The following is a 17,154-nucleotide window of genomic DNA, read 5'->3' as shown; positions in this document are numbered from 1 at the left end:
CTCCGCCCGAATGACCTAAGGAGGTGCCGCGGTGCCACGTCCCCCACTGGCCATCGCGACAGTCGCAGTCCTGACCGGCTCCCTACTAGTCGTGGCGGCCTCGCCCGCGCAGGCCGCGCAGACCATCGGCTACCCGAGTTTCTCGGGGCCCTCGATCCCCGCGCCGCCGGTCGCGATGACCACCGGCAACACCATGCAGGCCATCTACGACGCCGAGGCCGGCGGCACCGACTTCTGGATGGACCGGCTGCTGGCCCGCCCCGGCAACGATCCGGCCGGCACCTGGCTGATGAGCCGCGGCCGGGCCGTCTTCATGAAGACGCACATCCCGGCCACGCTGGGCTTCGGCGGCTCCGTCGCCTACTGGGAGAGCATCAGCGACCAGGCCGCGTTCACCGTCACGGCCGGCTCGGGCACCTGGTCCGAACAGGTCTCGCAACGCTGGCAGGCGCCCAGCCACTGGAAGAGCGTGCACACCAACGGCTCGCTGCGCATCAACCAGACGAAGTTCATCACCCAGAACAACGTGGCCGTCGACAACCTGGCCATCACGAACACGGGCACGGCGTCGCAGACGGTCGCCCTGCGGGTCACTTCGCCCTACGCCACAACGGTCAGCGGTAGCGAGCTGACCGGCTCGCGGGCGGTCAAGAACAACCTGACCACGCTCGGGTTGCGGCTCTCCGGCGACAGCTTCGCGGCAGCCAGTGGCGCCCTGACCCGCAGCGTCACGGTTGCGGCCGGGGCCACGACCACCGTGAAGGTGCAGATGGGGTTCACGGCCACCGAGATCCCCGAGTCGGTGACCGAGTACAACACTGTTCGAGCGGCCACCGCGGCTGCGGCTTTCGCCAGTCACGTTCGCGAGTACAACCGCTGGTGGGCCGTCAATGTGCCCTATCTCGACGTGCCCGAGCCGGCCATCAAGAAAGAGATCTACTACCGCTGGTGGCTCATGCGGTTCAACTACCTCGACGCCAACATCCCGGGGCAGGACTTCCAGTTCCCGGTCAGCGTCGAGGGCGCGCTCGGCTACAACAACGCGATCGCGCTGACCCAGCCGATGCACATCGACGACCTGAAGTACCTGCGCAACCCGGCCTGGTCGTACGGGCCGTGGCTGTCCGTGGGGCAGTCGTCCAAGGGTGGCCGGTTCATGGACAACCCGGGTGACCCGGAGAACTGGTCGAACAGCTACACCCAGTACATCGCCGAGGCGGCCTGGCGCAGCTACCAGATTCACGGCGGCCAGCCGAGCATCGCGGGCAACCTGGCCAAGTACGCCGAGGGTGATGTGAAGGGTCAGTTGTCGTACTACGACCACGACAACAACGGCCTGATCGAGTACGACTGGGGCGCGCTCACCGGCAACGACGCCGACGCCGTGTCGTTCCACTGGCGGGCCGGCAACCTCGACCGGGCCGAATCGGCGTACGTCTACAGCGGTGCCTTGGCGGCGTCGCAGGCCTACGCGTCGATCGGCAACACGGCCAAGGCCACCGAGATGCAGCAGATCGCCGACCGCATCAGGGGCGCCATCACGACGTACCTGTGGGATTCGACGAACAAGCTGATCAAGCACCGGCATGTGGCGACCAACGCCCTGGTGCCCTGGAAGGAAATCAACAACTATTACCCGTACGCCGTCGGGGCGATGCCGAACACGGACGAATACCGTCAGGCGCTGCGGTTGTTCGCCGACCCCGCCGAATACCCGGTCTTCCCGTTCTTCACCGCGAACCAGAAGGACAAGGCGGCCGCCGCCGCGGCGGGCCAGCCGGGCAGCAACAACTTCTCGACCATCAACTCGACCGTGCAGTTCCGGCTCTACTCCTCGGTGCTGCGCAACTATCCGAACCAGTGGATGAGCGCCGAGGACTACAAGAAGCTGCTGTACTGGAACACCTGGGCGCAGTACGTCGGCGGCAACACGCAATGGCCGGACGCCAACGAGTTCTGGGCCGACTGGAACGCCGGCACGTCGACCATCGACTACCGGTCCTGGATCCACCACAACATTCTGGGCAGCAGCAACTGGACCGTCATCGAGGACGTGATGGGCCTGCGGCCGCGCACCGACAAGCAGGTCGAGCTGAGCCCGATCGGCATCGGCTGGACCCATTTCGCGGCCAACAATCTGCGCTACCGCAACGCCGACCTGAGCATCGTGTGGGACGACCCGGCCGACGGAGTGACCCGCTACAGCGGCATTCCGCAGGGCTACTCCATCTTCGTTAACGGCACCCGCGTGGCCACTGTGGACAGGCTGGTGCGCTTCGTGTGGAACCCGGACACCGGTGCGGTCACCTTCCCGGCCGGTGGCGGGGCGACCGTGCTCTACAACCAGGCGTACGCCGGAATGCAGACGCCCTCGGCGGTTACGCAGAACAGCGCGCAGATGGTCGACATGTTCAACAAGGCCGGCGTCGACCTGACGGCCAACCTGACCAACTACGCGCAGGGCGCGAGCACGACGGCGTCGTACACGGCGAGCGGCACGGCCGGCGCCAACGCGGTCGACGGCTTCCCGATCAACGAACCCCTGTGGGGCACGTACGGGTCACCCAACGCCACCGACTGGCTGGAGCTCAACCTGGGCCAAGCCCGGACGGTCGACGAGGTGCGGGTGTGGTTCCGCAACGACCGGGCCACCAACCGCTACCGCCAGCCCGCGTCCTACCAGGTCCAGTATCTGAACGGCAGCACCTGGACGACGGTCGCCACGGCCACCTCGCCACAGGCCAACTACAACGCGGTCCGCTTCCCGGCGGTGAACGCCACCCGGCTGCGGGTCCAGGTCATCCACGCCTCCGGGTTCAAGACCGGCCTGACCGAGGTGAAGGTCTACAACCGGGGCGGGGTCGTGCAGCCGCCCACCGGCAACCTGGCCCTGTCGGCCACTCCCACGGCGAGCTACACGTCGTCGTGGGAGAGCGTCGCCGCGCTGAACGACGGCGTCGATCCGCCTTCCTCCAACGACACCGTGAACCGGCGCTGGGGCACGTGGCCGCAGACCGGGCAGCAGTGGGCCGAACTGACGTGGCCGAGCGCTCAGACGCTGTCCGGCGCGGACGTCTACTTCTTCGACGACAACGGCGGCGTACGCGTCCCGGCCTCGTGGAAGCTGCAGGCCTGGAACGGATCCGCGTACGTGGACGTGGGCGGCGCCTCGGGCTATCCCGTTGCCACCAACCAGTACAACCACGTGACGTTCACGCCGGCGCGCACGACCCGGCTGCGGGTCGCGCTCACCAGCGGCGCCGGTTCGGTCGGCCTCCTCGAGATCAAGGCGTTCGCATGAACCTGACCCGACGTACCCTGCTGGCGGGCTCGGCCGCCGCGGCCACCGTTCTTTCCGTCGGCGCCAAGGCATCCGCTGCGGCGCGCCCGGACGCCGGTGTATCGGCCTACGCGTTCCCGCTTTCCGCCGTACGGCTGTTGCCCAGCCCGTTCACCGCCAACGCGGCCCGCACCCAGTCGTACCTGTTGTTCCTCAACAACGACCGCTTGCTGCACACGTTCCGTCTCAATGTGGGCCTGTCGTCCTCGGCCACCGCCTGCGGTGGCTGGGAGTCGCCGACCACCGAACTGCGGGGGCACTCCACCGGTCACCTGCTCACGGCGCTGGCCCAGGCCTATGCCAGTACGGGTGACAGCGCGTACAAGACGAAGGGCGATCAGATCGTCGCCGTCCTGGCCCAGTGTCAGGCGCGCACCGCGGCGGCCGGCTACAACACCGGTTACCTCAGCGCCTTCCCGGAGAGCTTCATCGACCGGGTCGAGGCCCGGCAGAGCGTGTGGGCGCCGTACTACACGCTGCACAAGATCATGGCCGGGCTGCTCGACATGCATCTGGTGGCGGGCAACGCGCAGGCGCTGACTGTGCTGCTCGGCATGGCGTCGTGGGTGAAGTTCCGCAACGACCGGCTGACCCAGGCGCAGCGGCAGAACATGCTCGACACCGAGTTCGGCGGCATGAACGAGGTGCTGACCAACCTCTACCAGGTGACAGGCGACCCCGCGCACCTGGCGGCGGCCCAGCACTTCGACCACGCCGAGGTGTTCGACCCGCTGGCGGCCGGCCAGGACAACCTGAACAACTATCACGCCAACACGCAGATCCCGAAGGCGCTGGGCGCGATCCGCGAGTACCACGCGACGGGAACCACCCGCTATCGCGACATCGCCGTGAACTTCTGGGACATCGTGACGCGGCATCACACGTACGCGATCGGGGGTAATTCGAACGGCGAGTACTTCAAGGCGCCGGACCGGATCGCGAGCGAGCTTTCCGACACGACGGCCGAGTGCTGCAACAGCTACAACATGCTCAAGCTGACCCGGCAATTTTTCTTCACCAACCCGGCGCGGGCCGACTACATCGACTACTACGAGAAGGCGCTCTACAACCACATCCTGGCCTCGCAGGACCCGAACTCGGCGCACGGCTTCCAGTGCTATTACGTGCCGTTGCGGGCGGGCGGCATCAAGACGTACAGCAACGACTACAACAGCTTTGTGTGCTGCCACGGCACAGGCATGGAGAGCAATACGAAGTACGGCGACACGATCTATTTCCACGACGGCGGAAGCACGCTGTTCGTCAACCTGTTCATCCCGTCCGTCCTGTCGTGGGGTGCGTTTTCCGTACGCCAGGAGACCTCGTTCCCGGAGGCGGGGTCGACGAGGCTGACCGTCACCGGCTCGGGCGCCTTCACGATGCGGATCCGCATTCCGGCGTGGGCCTCGGGCGCGCAGATCCGCGTCAACGGCACTGTTCTATCGTCGCCGGCGGCCGGGGCGTACGCGTCGGTGAACCGCACGTGGGCCTCGGGTGACGTCGTCGACGTGACGCTGCCCATGGCGTTGAGCCGGGAGGCGACGAACGACAACAGCACCGTCCAGGCGGTGAAGCTGGGGCCGATCGTGCTGGCCGGGCTGTTCGGCAACCAGAATCTGAGCGCGTTGCCGGCGCTGGATGCGGCGACGCTGACCTCCACGTCGGCCGGAAGTGTTGCGCTGCAACCGTTCTACAAGGTGCACGGGCAGCGCTACAGCGTCTACTGGTCGGTCACCGGATCGCCGTTCGTGGCGCACTATCCGTTCGACGGGTCGCCCGCGGACGCGAGCGGGAACGGGCGGACGGCGACGGTCTACATCGCCGGGTACGTCGCCGGGCGTACCGGGAACGCTTTGAATCTCGACGGGACGGCCGGGTACGCCGCCTTGCCGCCGGGCATTCTGGCCGGGGCGAGCAACTTCACGGTGGCGCTGTGGGTGCGGCTCGACGCCGTGACCACGTGGAGCCGCATGCTCGACTTCGGCACGGGCACCTCGGCGTACATGTTCCTGACGCCCCGATCCAGTGCGGGCACGCTGCGGTTCGCCATCACGACGGGCGGATCCGGCTCGGAGCAACGGATCGAGGGGCCGGCCGTCGCCGCGGGCGTCTGGACGCATGTGGCGGTCACCCGCAATGGGAACACCGGAACGCTTTGCGTGAACGGTGTTGCGGCCGGCAGCAATGCGGCGCTGACGCTCGGGCCGGCCGCGCTCGGCAACACGACGCGCAACTGGCTCGGGCGGTCGCAGTACGCCGATCCGTACCTCGACGGGGCGCTCGACAATGTGCGGCTCTACAGCCGGGCGTTGTCGGCGGCCGAGGTCAGTTCGCTCTACACCAGCGGCTCATAGGGAGATCTCATGCGCTTCTTTCGCATTGTCGTGGTGATGGTGTTGCTGGCTGCGGGCGTCGTACCGGGCTCGGCCGCGGCGGCCGCCGTCTCGTTCACCAGCACCATCGCCAACACCGGCACGAACAACTGTGTTTCCGTTCCCGGGGGCGCCTCGACGGCCGGGCTTCAGCTCACCCAGGCCGCCTGCGGGCAGTCCTTCTCTTTCAGCGCCGTCGGCGATTTGTATGCCGTCAACACGCCGACCGGCAACTGCGTCGATGTGTACGGCGCGAGCACGGCCGACAACGCGCAGATCATCCAGTGGCCGTGCAACAACCAGAACAACCAGCGGTTCCAGCTGCGTGCGGTGGGCACCAACACGTTCCAGCTGGCCGCCGTCCATTCGGGCAAGTGCATCGCGGCCAACGGCACGGCGGCCGGGCTGATCCAGCTGCCGTGCGCCACGGCGGCGGCCCGGGTGTGGCGGCTGGCCGGCTACCCCGGCACGCCCGGCGGCAAGACCTTCACGAACCCGCTGAAGGCGCAGGGCCCCGACCCCTGGCTGACCTACCACAACGGCAACTACTACCTGGCCACGACCACGTGGAACCGCACCATCACCATGCGGAAGGCGACCACCCTGGCCGGCCTGGCCACCGCCACCGACCAGGTCATCTTCAACCTGACCCGGCCCAACGGCGCCGGCACCATGTGGGCGCCGGAGTTCCACCTGATCAACGGCCGCTGGTACTTCTACTACACAGCCGGCCAGGAGCCGTACAACCTGGGCACGCAACGCATCCACGTGCTCGAGTCGTCCGGCGCCGACCCGATGGGCCCGTACGCGTTCAAGGCCGATCTGCTCGATCCCACGGCCGACAACACGTGGGAACTCGACCCCAGCATCCTGCAGCTCAACGGCAAGCTGTACCTGCTGGGGACGTACTACAACGGCTCACAGCCCAACTTCATCCGGGAGCTGTCCAACCCGTGGACGGCGGCCGGCAGCCGGCGTGTGCTGTCCACTCCCTCGTACAACTGGGAAACGGTCGGCGGAGCCGTGAACGAGGGCGCCGAAGTGCTGCAGCGCAACGGGAAGACGTTCATCATCTTCTCCGCCTCACACTGCTCGACCCCCGACTACAAGCTGGGAATGCTCACCTACAACGGCGGCGACCCACTCAACTCGTCCTCGTGGGTGAAGTCGTCCACCCCGGTCTTCCAACGCAACAACGCCGCCGGCGTCTACGGCCCGGGCCACAACGGCTTCTTCAAGTCCCCCGACGGCACGGAGGACTGGATCGTCTATCACGCCACCACGAACCCCAACGGAAACTGCGACCTGAACCGCTCCACCCGAGCCCAGAAATTCACCTGGAACGCCGACGGCACCCCCAACTTCGGCGCCCCGGTCGGCCTGGGCGTAACCCTCACCGCCCCCTCCGGCGAGTGAGGTCCGGCGTGCTCCGGGTCCCCACGGCCCGGAGCACGTCGAGCTCACATCCGGGCGAGTCCGGGTCGAAGCCGTGCTCGACGAGCCAGCGCGCCGCCAGCAGGCTGCGCAACGACCACCAGGCCCAGATCACCTCGACATCCACGTCGCCGCCGTACCCCGCCAGCACGTTCCCGAGATGTTCGGGATGGGCGAGGGTCAGACTGGCCAGGTCGCGCAGCGCGTCCCCCTGGGCGCCCTCGGACCAGTCGATCACACCGGTGACCTCGTCCCCGGCAACGAAGACGTGGCTGGCGTGCAGGTCGCCGTGCACGAAGACGGGCGTCCAGGGCCGCAGCGCCTTCTCGGCCGCCCGCCGGTTCTGGTCGACGAGATCCGCGGGCAGGATGCCGTTCGTCACCAGCCATCCGCACTCGTGATCGAGTTCGGCGGCGTACTGTTCGGGCCCCGGCCCGGTCCAAGGCGGCATCGGCGCGTCGTGCAACCGCCGGACGGCCGCCCCCGCCGCCGCCCAAGCCGTCGGCGACGCCTCCGACGGCTGACCGGTGCGCCCGAGCGCCTTGCCCTTGACCGCGGCCAGGGCCAGCACCCGGGGCCTGCGCCACAACACTTCCGGCGTCGGCACCGGCGCCAGGCGCATGACCTCGACTTCGACGTCGAGGCGCCCCTGGTCGCCGTCGACCTTGAGGAACGTGTCCCCGACGCGCAGGGTCGCCCGTTCCTCGTGCGCGATGACAACTTGGACCTTGTCCACGCCGCCCATCCTGGCCGACCCCGCGCCCGGCGTCGCCGCAATTACGCCTGCGATCATCGAGCCGTGGAACAGGTCAGTAGTCGTGTCGTTTACCGGAATCCGTGGATGACCGTGCGGGAGGACGAGGTCAGGCGGCCCGACGGCAGCCCCGGCATCTTCGGCGTGGTCGAGAAGCCGGACTTCGCCCTGGTCCTGCCGCGCTGCCCGGGCGGCTTCTGGATGGTCGAGCAGTTCCGGTATCCCGTGGGCCGGCGGGCATGGGAGTTCCCGCAGGGCAGCTGGGGCGCCGGCGCCTCCGGTGACCAGGCCGCCCTCGCCCGGCAGGAGCTGGCCGAAGAGACGGGTCTGCGCGCCGGGTCGCTCACGCATCTCGGGCACCTCTTCGAGGCGTACGGCTACTCGACGCAGGGCTTCGACGTCTACTTGGCGACAGACCTGCAGGAGGGCGCACCCGACCGGGAGGCGAGCGAGCAGGACATGGTGCATCGCGCCTTCGGTGACCAGGAGATCGCAGCGATGATCCGGTCGGGGCAGATTGTCGACGCGCCGTCGCTGGCCGCGCTCACGCTGTACCGGTTGGCGGCGGGCTAGGTTCGATCGATCGTCAGACGACTCGCACGACCATGCTGACGCCGGCGTCCGGGTGGTAGGTCCAGGACGCGGTGAACGAGCCCCACGAGTCCTCCTGGCGGCCGTCGAGGGCTCGGGTCTGACCGATGTGTGCCTTGACCGCCTCCGGCATCTGCAGAGCGGTCCACACGCAGTCCAGGTCGTAGTAGCCGAGGCCGGTGTAGTCGTCTTCGCCGCGGCTGTCGACCGTCAACGTGTATCCGCCGTCGGCGATCTCGGTGCCCGAGCGGGTGCTGTCACACGTGTCCTGCGCCTGTTGGAGCAGCGCGATGTCGCCCGACTTGCCGTTCACCACGTTGGTGACGGCGTTGACCACGCCGGTGTTGCCGACCGTGGCCGGCGTGTTGTTGGCGTACGAGACACCGCCGAACCAACCGCTCGAGAAGACCAGCGCCGCGCCGGCCAGAACCGCCGGGACCCACAGCTGCGGCTTGGTCCAGCGGCTCGGCGACGCCGCGGGAGCCGGAACCGGCTCGGCCACGGTGACGTACGGATAAGCGGCGGGACCGGGGGCGGCCGGACCGGCCCACATCGAAGGGCCCGGGTTGTGGTCGGGGTAGGTCACGGCGCGGCTCCAGGATTCACGAGGATGTCGCCGCCAGCATCGGCACCGCGGCCGCGCCGGGTGAGCCTCGCCTGGTTGCGATCCGGGTGCGGCGACCAGGATGAGGGCGGACAGGAGCGGTCAGGGCCGGAAGTCGTCGTGCAGCACCACGCGGGACAGTTCGAAGCGGTCTCCGGTGCGCCAATAGTGCAGCCGTCTCGCCGCGGGAGTGTTGGTGTGCAGGGCAACCCGCCAGCAGGTGCCGCCGCCGGGCCGCGTCACGTAGGGCGACCCGGCCGAGCCGGCCCGCAACTGGTGCGGGACGCGGCCGGCCGAGTGCTCGGCGTGTCCGGTCAGCACCTCGACGACGACAGACGCGATCTTGCCGCGGAGAACGCCCTCGATACGCTCGATCGAGGCCAGGAACTCCGGCCCGATGTCGAATTCCTTGAGTTGCCGGAAGGGCTTCTCGGCGGCCGGGATCCGCCGGACCCACTCGCAGTGGACATCCCACCGGAACTGCTCCGCCGGATCCGTGAAGGCCGGCGCCGCTTCGAGGTCTCGGGCCGACTTCTGCCGGGCCCGTTCGGCGTTGCGGTAGCGGCTCTGCAACTGCTCGACCTTGCGCCTGGCCTGGTCCCGTTCCCGTTCCAGGCCGGCGGCATGCCGGCGAAGCGCGTCCAGCTCGGTGGCCAGTGCGGTGACCCGGTCCCGCTCGGCCAGCAACTCTCCGACCTGAGCGGCGGCGGGCACTACCCGGCTCATGGCCTCCAGCGGGGTCGGCGGCCGGGCGGGAGTGACCGGCGCCGGCGACGGCACCGGAGTTTCGGGCACCTCGTCCACGACCGTTGGCGGCTCGATCGGCGTGACCAGGTCCGGCAGGCGCAGCCAGGGCGGACCGCCGGACAGCAGACTCGGCGCGTCGAGGGGCGCCTCGTCGTCGTCGATGTCGTCCAGCCGCAGGGCGAGGGGTGAGACCGAGGCGATCCGGCAGGCGACCACCTCGCCGGGGGTGAACAGCCCGGTCAACAGGTCGTCCTCGTTGGAGGTGACCGCGGCCCGGCCGACACAGATGCTCGCTCCCGGCAGCAGCCGCAGGCTCACCGAGTCCGCTTCGACGGCGGCGACATCGGCCAGTACGACGTCACCGGCGCGGTAGTCGAGCCGACCGGTCCGGCGCAGCCCACCGCGCAGGTCGAGCCGGCCCGAACCCGGGTCGTACACGCCCGTGACCTGCTGTCCCCGGGTCAGCAGCCGGTCGAGCGGAACACCCGGCTCGGTGAGCTCTTCCCATACGGACGCGAGGGCGCCGTCGTCCAGCTTGACGACAGCGCGCGATTCGACCACCAGGGCAACGACGCCCGAACGCTCCCGGTAGGACGTGGTGCCGCGCCGCGTGAGCAGGTCTCCGGACATCGCCGCGGCGAGGGCGTCGTTGGTGAGATGCTCGGTGATCCGCGCCCGATCGGCCGTCGAGTAGGCGAAGCGCAGCTTGCTGCGGTAGGGCCGGATGGCCCACTCGATGTCGAGGGGATAGACGCGGCTCGCCCCGCCGTAGACCTGGGTGTCGGGCGGCATCGCGCGCGAGAACGCCCACGACACGTCGCTGGTCGGCATGACGACCACGTCGGCGAGGTCGCCGACCGCCTTCTTGATCTCTTCCGGGTCGCCGAACGGCTCGGTCTGGCCACCCGCGATGGTCAGGACCACTGTCGGCCGTTCCCGGCCGGGCTTCTGCAGCCGTACGGCCAAAGCGCGGGCCTCGTCCTCCGAGACGATGCGATGCACAGTCACTTGGTGCCTCCGTTCGAGCGCGGAGTCAGATCGGCCGGCCGTCGGGCAACTTGAGCGTTACACGGTGAAGACGATGTTCCTGTCGAGGCCGCGGCCGGTGCCGACTTGATGAGACACGCGGGCGGCGGCCAGGCGGACCAGGAGGGCCTTCAGGCCGCGGGCGCGGATGTGGCCTGTGTAGCGGTGGCCGGGGCGCAGCAGGTTGCGGGACTGGCGGCGGATGTCGGGCAGGTAGCTGAACGGGCGGCTGTAGAGCGCGTACGTCTCGGGGGAGCCCAGGTATGCGAACGGGGCCGAGCCGGCCAGCGGCTCCTGGCGGGCGCCGACCAGGGTCATGTTGCGGTAGGCGCGCTTGTCGAGCAGGGTGACGGCGTGGTTGACGCCGGCCCGCAGGCACGCCACGGCGAAGGTTCGGTAGAGCATCGAGCTGACCGTCAGCCGGCCACGGTAGGCGGGAAGGACGGCGGCGGTGGCGAAGTCCCAGACGGGCTCGCCGCGCAGGTTGTGGGCGTCCAGAATTTCGTCGGCGGTGCGGCCGATGTGGGCGGGGGCGTCGTCCAGTGTTTTCAGGCGGTCGCCGATGATGACCCGGGCGGCGCCGGCCGGTTGTGCGGTCCTCGTGTCGATGACCAGATAGAAGATGCTGCTCGACTCGTACGGGCCGTATTCCGCGGCCATCACCTCGGGGGTGTTGCCGAAGGCGTCGTTGAAAACCTGGCATTCCACCGTACGGGCCACTGCCGCGAGGGGGTGGTCGGAGCCGGCCACGACGGTGAGGAAGCGGCCGCGACGGCGCACGGTGCTCAGAAATTCAGCGATGACCGCTTTCGTCTGCGCGGGGCTCAGGTCGTACGGGAAAGAAGTCAGCATTCCTTGGCCACGATTTTCGTGGTGCGGAAGAACTCCTCGGTGAACGCGACGACCTGCTCGGGGTCGAAGGCCTTGCAGGTGTAGACGTCGACGCTGAAGAACTGGACCGGGCGTTCCCACGAATAGAAGTGGGCGCCCGAGGTCTCCCAGTGGATCCAGCCGGCCCAGCCGTAGAGGTCGCTGCAGTGGGTGACCGGCTCGATCAGCGTGACCATGTCGGTGACCACGGAGAGCTTGCTCAGGTACTCCTTGATGTGGTCGGCGGTGATCACGAAGCTCGGGTAGCCCTCGACGACGAGGCGCTGGCGCAGAATCGAAGGGGCAAGGTCTTCAAAGTCAACAGCGGGCATGGGGGTGCCTATCGGCCGCGGCCGGCTCGATCCGCGGGAAAGAGGCCCGAATCAGCCGTTCGGCTCGGCGGTGCTGGCCCGGACGACCAGACGGGTGCCCAGTTCCACATGGTCGGCCAGAGAATCCCCGTTGGCCAGGCGCAGCACCGTGTCGGCGGCCAGCCGGCCCATGTCCCGCAGCGGCTGGCGGACGGTGGTGAGCGGGGGAGAGACCCATTGGGTGCCGGGCACGTCGTCGAAGCCGACCACGCTGACGTCGTCCGGGATCCGCAGTCCCAGGCGGCGGGCCGCCTCGTAGACGCCCAGGGCGACGTTGTCACTGGCGGCGAAGATCGCGGTCGGCCGGCCGGCGCCGCCGAGCACCTTCAACCCCAGGGTCAGGCCCGACTCGTACGTGAATTCGCCGTGCTCCACCCACGCGGAGTCGCCCATCAGCGACTGGAAGCCGTCACATCGCAGGCGGCTGCTCAGCAACTCCATCGATCCGGCGATCATCGCGATGCGCCGGTGACCCAGCCCGAGCAGGTGGGTGGTCGCGATCCGAGCACCCGACCAGTTGGCCGCGCCCACGGTGGGAGAGGTCAGTTCGCGAGCGGCCGGATCGAGTGCCACCACGGGGATTCCTCGCCGGTCGAGTTCGTCGGTCAGGCGCCGGCTGCCGCTGGTGGCGGCGAGCACGACTCCGTCGGTCGGACCCGGGACGATCCGCGCCGCGGCCGTGACCACGAGCCCGACGCCGGCGTCCCGGGCCACCGGCTCCATCCCGCGGATGTGCTCGAGTTCCCACGCGCAGTCGATTTCGGGAAAGACCACGTGGATCAGCCGGGCCGAGGGGCGCTTCCGCGAGATTCGCGGCTGGTACGCGTGTTCCCGCAACAGGTCTTCGATGAGCTCCCGTTTTCGCGGCGAGACGTGCCCCTGCCCGTTGAGCACGCGCGACACGGTCGGGACGGACACCCCGGCCGCCTGCGCGATCTCCGCCATGGTCACCCGGTGATCCGACATCCGCCCATTCTCACGATCGGAACGTGATCGCGCTGACCCGGCTGCCGGCGTCCATGGCCAGATACAGGTCGTGAACGCCGTCCACCGGCGCCGTTTCGTCGAACTGCGGTCCCGCGTACGGGTCGTCCAGGCGCAGTCGCACTGCCGGGCCGTCGCCGTCGACGACTATTTCGCGTACGCCGGTCAGGTCCGCGCCGTTGAAGCAGCACCAGGCGCCGTCCTCGGTCGCGCGCACCGCCTCGCCCCGCACCGGGTCTGCCGTGGCGACCAGCGTGATCCCGCTGTACTCGTCGTGGTCGGCGGCCCGGACCGTCCGGTCGAGCACCCGCTGCGCCCCGATCCGGCTGCCGCGCACGGCCAGCGTGCCGGTGAGCCGGATGTCGCTGGCCGACCGCCCGACCAGAATCTTGTGGCGGGCCGTCTCGACCACGAACCGGCTCGAGGTGACGTCCCAGAAGCTCAGCTCGTCGACCTTCAGCGTGAAGCTGACCAGCTTCGATTCGCCGGGATTGAGATGCAGCTTGTCGAAGGCGCGCAACCGCCGCAGCGGCTGCTTCACCCGCGACACCTGCTGATGGGTGTAGAGCTGCACGACCTCGGTGCCGGGCCGCCGCCCGATGTTGGTCACCCACACGGTGATCGTCACCTCGTCGCCGGTGGCCGCGGTGGGCTGCGAGATGTCGAGGTTCGAGTAGTCGAACGACGTGTACGACAGCCCGTGGCCGAAGGGGTAGAGCGGAGTGCCGCGGTAGTACTGGTACGTCGCGTCGTTCGTGATGATGTCGTAGTCGAGGATGTCGGGCAGTTCGCACGCGCTGCGGTACCAGGTCTGCGTGAGCCGCCCGCCCGGGTCGGCCTTCCCGGTCAGCACATCGGTCAGCGCGTGTCCCAATTCTTGCCCGGCGTGGGACATCCAGAGGACGGCCGGCAGGTGGGCGTCGGCCCAACCAATGGCGTACGGGTAACTGGAAACCAGCACCAGCGCGGTCTCCCGGTTGGCCGCGTGCACCTCCCGCAGCAATCGTTCCTGGGCCGGCGGCAGCTGCAGGTCGGTGCGGTCCTCGGTCTCTCGGCCGTTGACCAGCGGGTGGTTGCCGATCACGACGACGACCGCGTCGGCCGTGGCGGCCAGATCGGCGGCGTCGGCGGCCCCGTCGACCAAAGTCTCAAGCGCGAAACGGGCGGCTCGGGGGCCCAGGCCGAGCTGCGCGGTGATCGCCTCCTTGCCGGGGTGCGTGTGGACGGTCGTCGAGCCGTCCGGGCGCTGTCCCAAAGTGAACATCTCGGTGACGACCCACTCGGACGGGCCGGGAGAGTCGGCGGCTATCCGGCCCTCGGCCGCGCGCAGGAACTGGCCGTTGAGCGTCGACCGGAGCGTGACGACGCCGTTGCCCCAGTCGAACACGTCGAACGAGGCGGGCTCGACGGTCAGCCGGACCCCGTCGGCGTCGGCGGCCAGATACAACCCACCGAGCCGCAGCGCGATCCGGTCGGCTCCCTCGGCGTACAGGACATTCTCGAAGGTCTCACGGAAAGCGTCGCGGGCGGTCACGGCGTACGCGAGGGAACCGCTGTACCAATCGGTGAACACACGGTCGGCGTGCGTGCCGACGACGGCCACGGTTCGGTGCCGGGCCGGGTCGAGGGGGAGCAGGCAGCACTCCGACTTGAGCAGCGTGATCGACTCGCGCGCGGCCTCCCGCGCGAGCTCGCGGTGGGCCGGCGAGTTCACGACGTCGGCGCCGATCTTCCCGTACGGGTTCTCGCCGGCCGCATCGAACTCCCCGAGCCGAACCCGAACCGTCAGGGCACGGCGCACCGCCCGGTCGACGTCCTCCTCCTTGATCAGCTCACGCCGCATCGCCTCGGTGATCCGCTCGACGGTGACCTCGCTGCGCTTGTCGGCGTCGGTGAAGCTGTCGATGCCCGCCCGCAGCGCCGCCGCGTGACTCTCCGCGTGGTCGGTGAAGAAGGCCTGCTGCATCGGGTCGGCCAGGTTCGTGGGCGCGTACGCGTCCGACACCACGAAGATCTCGTCGCCGGCCCAGCCGCGCAGCTCGTCCTCGAGGTACGGCGAGACGTGCGCCGGGCGGCCGTTGACCAGGTTGTACGCGGCCATCACGGCCACCGCCGAGCCACGCTCGATCGCCGTGCGGAAGGCCGGCAGCTCGTATTCGCGCAGGACGCGCGGGCCGAGGTTGCTCGAGGTGAGGCACCGGTCGGTCTCGTTGTTGTAGCCCAGAAAGTGCTTGAGGGTCGGCGCCGTACGCAGAACGCGCGGGTCGTCGCCGGCCAGGCCCCGCGCGTACGCGTCACCCATGAGCCCGGTCAGCAGGGGATCCTCGGCGTAGCCCTCCTCGTTGCGGCCCCACCGCGGGTCGCGCAACGGGTTGACGACGGGCGCCCACACGTTGAGGCCGCACTTGCCCTCGCTGTGCAGGCCGCGCACCTCGTCCCCGACGGCCGCGCCGACCCGCCGCACCAGGCCGAGATCCCAGCTGGTGGCCAGCCCGATCGCCTGCGGGAAGACGGTGGCCTCGCCCAGCCAGGCGACGCCGTGCAGGGCCTCGGTGCCGGTGGTGAAGGCGGCGATGCCCAGCCGGTCGATCGCCGGCTGGTGCTGGTGCAGCATGGCGATCTTCTCGGGCAGGGTGAGCCGGCCCAGCAGATCCTCGACGCGTTCGGTGAGGGGCGCGCCGGCTCGTCGGAACAGGGGTGTGTCGCTCATGGGGGTTCACATCCGTGGCGGTTCGCAGTCGGAACGCTCCGGCGGTGCCCACGATCCCGCCCTGGTCGAAGCGCTTCGACACGGGCGGGCAAAGCATGACGTCCATGTTTCGGCGATTTGACGATCTGTCTACCCGAGCCGTTTACGGCCGTCAAGAGATCAGGATCGATGCTCCTGCTGTCAGGTGGTCGGGAAGGTCGGCGGCCGGCGCCGCGACCACGTGCACAGGTTCCGTGATCATCTGCAGGGCGAAGTCGGTCGGTTTGTCCTCGCGGGCCTCGACCACCAGCCCGCCATCGTTTACCGCGAGCCGGACGATGGTCACTTGGTAGCCGGTCGAGGAGCGCATCCCGAGAATCAGGGCCAGGACCAGCTCAGAGTTCCACTGCACCTCGGGTGCGGCCGGGAAAGAGCTGGAGTTGCTGTTCAACCGCGCCCAGAGCAGCTCCCAGTCGGCCTGGCCGCGGACGACCAGAAGCTGCGGTTCGTCCCCGGACACCTTGTGACCGAAGCCTCGGACGAGCGTGCGGAAGGTGACCACCGATCGACGCTAGCAAGTGGATCCGGATCGGTGGGGTCACGAAGGTGCGTCGCCAAGATGGTCGGCAACCGTCGCGTCGAGGTGGAGCACCTCGCGCTTCACCTGCCGCATAACGAGCGTGGTGGTCATGATCTTCGCGATGGACCCGAACAGGAAACCGGTGGGCGCACCGGTCCCCGCATTGGCCAGCCCGTCGGCGGCCACCGCCTTCTCCCCGGCGCAGTAGACGCCGGCCACGAACCACGGAACCTGTGCCTTCCGCGCAGAACTCGACGGCCCGCTCGCTGATGTGCTCGATGTCGTACATGCCGTCGATCGTCGGACCCTAACCCCAGGGGCAAGGGCAAGCGTTGAACGCCGACTGCTCGAAAGTGCACGTTCATGCGCGTTCGCTCAGTGACCGCTCATATCCGTGCAACTATCGGCCGCTCACCGACAAACTAGGTTCCTAGGATGCTTTAGGTTGTGTGACTTGTGGCGGCTCCAGGCGGAAACCGGAGCTTCCATCGAAAGACGACCAGCGTTGAGCGGTCGCTACCCGCGGTCGGCAGGGCGCCGGACCGGAAGCGGACTCGCTGCGGGGCGTCGTGCCGGCTGGGTGGGTGGGCTCTCAGTGCGGCGACTGCAGGGCACCGAACCGCAAGCGGATCCGCTGCGGGTGTCGTGCCGGCTGGGTGAGCGGGCATCGGCGGGCGCCGGACCGGAAGCGGACCCGCCGCAAAGCGCGGTGCCAGTTGGGTGAGTGGAAGGGCTTTCAGCGCGGCGTAGGCAGGGTGCCGGGCCAAAAGCGGACTCGCTGCGGGATGTCGT

The 17,154-nt window shown here is 68.9% G+C and carries 13 protein-coding genes; 4 read left to right on the top strand and 9 right to left on the bottom strand.

Going from position 1 to position 17,154, the window contains the following annotated elements:
* Positions 1 to 31 precede the first annotated feature (31 nt).
* From OWR29_RS46015 to OWR29_RS46005, 3 genes are read left to right on the top strand one after another with little or no spacing between them, the layout of a single operon-like run.
* On the top strand, positions 32 to 3,301 hold the full coding sequence (locus OWR29_RS46015) for a galactose-binding domain-containing protein (RefSeq protein ID WP_267570025.1): 3,270 nt from the start codon (positions 32 to 34) through the stop codon (positions 3,299 to 3,301).
* A complete protein-coding gene (locus OWR29_RS46010; protein ID WP_267570024.1) occupies positions 3,298 to 5,694 on the top strand; it encodes a glycoside hydrolase family 127 protein in 2,397 nt (798 codons plus the stop codon). The genes OWR29_RS46015 and OWR29_RS46010 overlap by 4 nt, the downstream gene beginning before the upstream one ends.
* Positions 5,695 to 5,703: 9 nt before the next feature.
* Complete coding sequence (locus OWR29_RS46005) at positions 5,704 to 7,128, top strand: family 43 glycosylhydrolase (protein ID WP_267570023.1); 1,425 nt, start codon at positions 5,704 to 5,706, stop codon at positions 7,126 to 7,128.
* Here the strand turns inward: OWR29_RS46005 and OWR29_RS46000 are convergent.
* Positions 7,106 to 7,891, bottom strand: a complete 786-nt coding sequence (locus OWR29_RS46000) for a phosphotransferase family protein (protein WP_267570022.1) — start codon at positions 7,889 to 7,891, stop codon at positions 7,106 to 7,108. The two genes, OWR29_RS46005 and OWR29_RS46000, sit on opposite strands and share 23 nt — an antisense overlap.
* A gap of 54 nt (positions 7,892 to 7,945) precedes the next feature.
* Between OWR29_RS46000 and OWR29_RS45995 the strand changes: the two genes are divergently transcribed.
* The gene (locus tag OWR29_RS45995) at positions 7,946 to 8,473 is read left to right on the top strand and encodes an NUDIX domain-containing protein (RefSeq protein WP_498371642.1); all 528 of its coding nucleotides are present in this window, start codon (positions 7,946 to 7,948) and stop codon (positions 8,471 to 8,473) included.
* A gap of 13 nt (positions 8,474 to 8,486) precedes the next feature.
* Here the strand turns inward: OWR29_RS45995 and OWR29_RS45990 are convergent, their stop codons facing one another.
* The 8 genes from OWR29_RS45990 to OWR29_RS45955 all read right to left on the bottom strand — a co-directional run bounded on the left by OWR29_RS45990 (position 8,487) and on the right by OWR29_RS45955 (position 16,581).
* The gene (locus OWR29_RS45990; protein WP_267570020.1) at positions 8,487 to 9,077 is read right to left on the bottom strand and encodes a hypothetical protein; all 591 of its coding nucleotides are present in this window, start codon (positions 9,075 to 9,077) and stop codon (positions 8,487 to 8,489) included.
* A gap of 120 nt (positions 9,078 to 9,197) precedes the next feature.
* Positions 9,198 to 10,850 (bottom strand): hypothetical protein, encoded by a 1,653-nt coding sequence (locus OWR29_RS45985; protein ID WP_267570019.1) that lies wholly within the window; start codon positions 10,848 to 10,850, stop codon positions 9,198 to 9,200.
* Between the two features lie 57 nt (positions 10,851 to 10,907).
* Positions 10,908 to 11,720 carry a hypothetical protein gene (locus OWR29_RS45980; RefSeq protein ID WP_267570018.1) on the bottom strand — a complete coding sequence of 271 codons (813 nt, stop codon included), beginning with the start codon at positions 11,718 to 11,720 and terminating at the stop codon, positions 10,908 to 10,910.
* Positions 11,714 to 12,070, bottom strand: coding sequence for an S-adenosylmethionine decarboxylase (locus OWR29_RS45975; protein WP_267570017.1), 357 nt, complete (start codon positions 12,068 to 12,070; stop codon positions 11,714 to 11,716). Before OWR29_RS45975 ends, OWR29_RS45980 begins: the two co-directional genes overlap by 7 nt.
* 51 nt (positions 12,071 to 12,121) lie before the next feature.
* Positions 12,122 to 13,075: a LacI family DNA-binding transcriptional regulator gene (locus OWR29_RS45970; RefSeq protein ID WP_267570016.1), complete on the bottom strand. Its 954-nt coding sequence runs from the start codon at positions 13,073 to 13,075 to the stop codon at positions 12,122 to 12,124.
* A 10-nt stretch (positions 13,076 to 13,085) separates the two neighbouring features.
* A complete protein-coding gene (locus OWR29_RS45965; protein WP_267570015.1) occupies positions 13,086 to 15,803 on the bottom strand; it encodes a glycoside hydrolase family 3 protein in 2,718 nt (905 codons plus the stop codon).
* Between the two features lie 151 nt (positions 15,804 to 15,954).
* Positions 15,955 to 16,344, bottom strand: coding sequence for a protease complex subunit PrcB family protein (locus tag OWR29_RS45960; protein WP_267570014.1), 390 nt, complete (start codon positions 16,342 to 16,344; stop codon positions 15,955 to 15,957).
* Positions 16,345 to 16,380: 36 nt separating this feature from the next.
* Positions 16,381 to 16,581 carry a serine hydrolase gene (locus tag OWR29_RS45955; RefSeq protein WP_267570013.1) on the bottom strand — a complete coding sequence of 67 codons (201 nt, stop codon included), beginning with the start codon at positions 16,579 to 16,581 and terminating at the stop codon, positions 16,381 to 16,383.
* Between the last annotated feature and the right edge of the window lie 573 nt (positions 16,582 to 17,154).

The sequence above is a fragment of the Paractinoplanes pyxinae genome, assembly GCF_026626335.1.
In the GTDB taxonomy this organism is placed as follows: Bacteria; Actinomycetota; Actinomycetes; order Mycobacteriales; family Micromonosporaceae; genus Actinoplanes; species Actinoplanes pyxinae.
The sequence above is the reverse complement of the archived record's forward strand: the minus strand, read 5'-3'. Positions and strand labels throughout refer to the sequence as shown.